The following is a 3,318-nucleotide window of genomic DNA, read 5'->3' as shown; positions in this document are numbered from 1 at the left end:
TCAGGTAACTGTCGATGGTCCGCCTGAGATACACAATCGAAGAAGATGTCTTCCTTCTGGCGGCGATACGTTCAACCGTATTATTGATAACGTAAAAAGGGCTAGTGCGTACTTTGATGTCATCTTAAGAGTCAATGTTGATCCGTCGAACGGTGATCAGATTGATCGTTTGGTTGATTCGCTTGATCGTAAAGGTCTTCGTAATAAAGTAAAACTATATTTAGCGGCAGTAGATGATATAAATGGGACGTGCGCTAACTCTCCATGCTATTCAGAGGATGAATTTGCTTCGATTGAAGCATCCTGTCTGTCTCGCTACAAAATGACAGGGTACATGGATCCATTTCTTCCAGGCTTTAATCCGACCATATGCGGAGCCGTCAATAAATATTCAGAAGTTATTGGACCAGACGGTTCCTTATATAAATGCTGGAATGAAATAGGATATTCCGACAGAAGCTATGGGAGCATCTTTGAAAATGTAACGAGTAGCGCATCCGAAGTTTCCATATGGAATGCTTACGACTTTTGTTCAGATTCAGAATGCCTTAACTGCTCACTTCTTCCTATGTGCATGGGTGGCTGTCCCTTCACCAGGCTGTATGAAAATAAGACAAGCTGTGTATCCGCAAGAAAGAACTGTATAAAAGTAATGAGGGCGGCCTATGATCTCAAGCATAAGAAGTGATGCGGATTCAACGGCGATCTTCGACTATCTGCCATATTTCAGACTTGGGTTTTCTTCCCAATTGCTTCTGGTTATAGCCTTTACGTTGTGCTTAATAATATCTGGAATGATGGCCTCTGTATCCCCGCTGCTCACGAGCGCTCTGGTTGATAATATATCTAAAAAAGCTCCTTATGGTGCTATTATGATTGACAGTGCGTTAATTGGTTTCGCGGCATTAATCGATATTGTTGTCAGCTATTTAAGCACCCTTCTTTCAATGCGGATAACGACCGTGGCTGCATTCTCGATTGCTCGAAGAAAAATCGATGAGCTCGTGCGGATGCCTTTTGAGTTGTTTTTTGAGCAGGAGTCTGCTGAAAAAACTCAACAGATTTGTTCAGATGCCAATACTGTGGCGTCCTTCGGATTGTCGATGCTCCAGACGGTACTCCTTGCGATTGTCCAGCTAGGTATCAGTTTATTTTTTCTCTATGGATGTTCCACAGCGCTCTTTTGGGTTTCCGTGACATTTTGCATCTTGTATGCAATTGCATATGCTTCATTTAAAAAACCGCTTTTTGTTTCAGGTCTGACCTTTAAGGAAGAGCAGTCCCTGTATTTCGGAAAAGTGGAATCCCTACTTGCGCATCAGAGATTTTTGTATGTTAATGCGCTGTTCGAAAGAGCATTGAAATCCATAGATAGCTATTTTTCGTCTTTGCTGCACGCCGGAGTCGCCTATCAAAGTGTCGTTTCGAAATTTCAGGCAACTGATTCCTTTGCTGCGGCTGTGTCCCAGGTGACCATTCTTTTGATTTCGGCTTTTTATGTAATGCATGGAAGCATGAGTGTAGGCCAACTTGTTGCTGTTTCGAGCTACATGGCTTTAATGCTATCTGCCGTGAGGTCACTCTACGGTATAGGTAGCAGCGCACAAGACTGCTTCTCATCGATATCCCGTCTAAATGCCTTTAAATTGCCTTCGGCTGCTGCTGGAGAGGAGCTCTTGGAGATCGATTACATCGAACTGCATAATTTCGGCTTTACATTAAATGGAAAGTGTCTCTACAGCAACTTGAATGTCAGGTTTGAAAAAGGAAAGCTCTATGCTCTTGTAGGGATTAATGGCTCGGGCAAAACGACCCTTGCGTACTTATTGATGGGTTGTTTCAATTCGGATTACGTTGGGACTATTTCCTACAACGGTAAGGCCCAAGAAGAAATCAACTGTGAGCTCCTTAGGCAGAAGCTAGTTTCGTTTGCTGAACAAACTCCGATATCAGTAAAGGATATTCTTTGCGATAGAAACTTTCCTTCTATCGAAAGGAAGAGGTGCGGAGGAATGTCTCCCGGGGAACTGGAACAACTGGAAATTAGGCGGGTCTTAGAAAAGAAGGCAGACGTCTATTTATTCGATGAGCCAACAGCATCACTCGATATTGCTCATAAAGAAGCTCTGATAAAAGCTATGAAGGAAATGCGAAAGCACAAGATTGTCATTGCAATTACACACGATATGGACCTAATAGATGCTAGTGATGAGGTGGTAGAGCTTGGGAAAAGCGACTGAAATAATGCGCCTGGGGGCACGTTATCTACTGGGCACGATGGTTGCTAGCGTGCCGTGGGCTATTTGGGTTATTACAAAAGGATCCCCCGCTTGGCTGTGCTCTACAGGGGCGCTCTTTTGTGCGTTGGTAGTCTATCTTTTTGCAACTCGGGGCGCTGTTTCTTGTGATAAGCCCAAACGGCGTGGGATTCTTTTGGGATGGCAGTTCATTTTCATCGTATTTATTATTATGGCCTCTATGCTCGATATAGGTGGAAAATCAATATCCAGATGGGTATTGGTCTGTTCGGTCTCAGTTTTGCATGAGCTGTTATTTAGGTACGTATTTTTATTTGAATGCACAATCGTCGGAATAGTTCGGCCGTTTTGCATAAGGGCATTTATACAGTCGATGCTATGGTCATTGCTTCTCGTGACTCAACAGTGTTTAATCGGGGCACCCACAAATTACATCATTGCAATGATGGGGGGCTATCTTTGTCTGGGCCTTATTTTTGCGCTGCTCGTGCGAAAAACAGGGACAGTGTGTCCGTCTCTTTTAGCCATGATGTCTCTGGATTTTATCAACATCCTAGCTCTTTGAGTTACGGACAAAATCTTCAAAATCTTCAGGTGTTGGCACCATGGCAGATAAAGCCCGCACAGTGCTTTCGGTATGCAATAACATGGGCGAGGGCCGGCTGCTCACGGCCGAGATGCTCGACCTAATCGATCACGGTGCGCCCAACATCATCTGCACGCAGCCCTTCACCTGCCTGCGATTCGGTTAGCGAGGATGCCGTGGCATCGGTCGCCGAGCGTCTGGGGGCGGCATTAAGAAGTAACATGCCTGCTTTAGGCTGGTATGAGAAAAACGGATGGCAGCCATACCGGCTGCCATCCGTTTTTACTGGATACATGTTGCGTAATTGGCCTTGTCGGCACCTTTCGCGGACTCGGATTTCGGAAGTGCGGTGAAAAACTCCGAATCTCCGAGCACACTGCTCTTTTGCACCCTTGTGACCTGCACTGATAATTGTTCTCGGGGGAAGCGGGCACTGCGGGGCGCGGCAACGGCGCGCGATTTCCGCGTCGCAGC

General features: G+C 45.5%; 5 protein-coding genes. 4 read left to right on the top strand and 1 reads right to left on the bottom strand.

Translation table 11 applies throughout. From position 1 onward, the window contains the following. The 4 genes from ABHR75_RS09745 to ABHR75_RS09735 all read left to right on the top strand — a co-directional run. The coding region (locus tag ABHR75_RS09745) for a radical SAM protein (protein WP_346964218.1) at positions 1 to 688 on the top strand (688 nt) is incomplete at its 5' end. Then, positions 666 to 2,240, top strand: a complete 1,575-nt coding sequence (locus ABHR75_RS09740) for an ATP-binding cassette domain-containing protein (protein ID WP_346964217.1) — start codon at positions 666 to 668, stop codon at positions 2,238 to 2,240. The genes ABHR75_RS09745 and ABHR75_RS09740, both read left to right, overlap by 23 nt. Positions 2,241 to 2,244: 4 nt before the next feature. Then, positions 2,245 to 2,823: a CPBP family glutamic-type intramembrane protease gene (locus ABHR75_RS09960; RefSeq protein ID WP_430392726.1), complete on the top strand. Its 579-nt coding sequence runs from the start codon at positions 2,245 to 2,247 to the stop codon at positions 2,821 to 2,823. Positions 2,824 to 2,863: 40 nt separating this feature from the next. After that, complete coding sequence (locus ABHR75_RS09735; protein ID WP_346964216.1) at positions 2,864 to 3,010, top strand: hypothetical protein; 147 nt, start codon at positions 2,864 to 2,866, stop codon at positions 3,008 to 3,010. Positions 3,011 to 3,126: 116 nt separating this feature from the next. Here the strand turns inward: ABHR75_RS09735 and ABHR75_RS09730 are convergent. Beyond that, positions 3,127 to 3,318, bottom strand: a 192-nt coding sequence (locus tag ABHR75_RS09730) for a hypothetical protein (RefSeq protein ID WP_346964215.1), incomplete at its 5' end; no start/stop codon positions are given.

It is taken from the genome of Collinsella aerofaciens, assembly GCF_039752955.1.
GTDB classification, from domain to species: Bacteria; Actinomycetota; Coriobacteriia; order Coriobacteriales; family Coriobacteriaceae; genus Collinsella; species Collinsella aerofaciens_BI.
The sequence above is the reverse complement of the archived record's forward strand: the minus strand, read 5'-3'. Positions and strand labels throughout refer to the sequence as shown.

Bases quoted from the DNA above. Each gene is read 5' to 3' on its own strand.
- ABHR75_RS09960 (WP_430392726.1), top strand. From the start codon at position 2,245: ATGCGCCTGGGGGCACGTTATCTACTGGGCACGATGGTTGCTAGCGTG.
- ABHR75_RS09735 (WP_346964216.1), top strand. From the start codon at position 2,864: ATGGCAGATAAAGCCCGCACAGTGCTTTCGGTATGCAATAACATGGGC.
- ABHR75_RS09740 (WP_346964217.1), top strand. From the start codon at position 666: ATGATCTCAAGCATAAGAAGTGATGCGGATTCAACGGCGATCTTCGAC.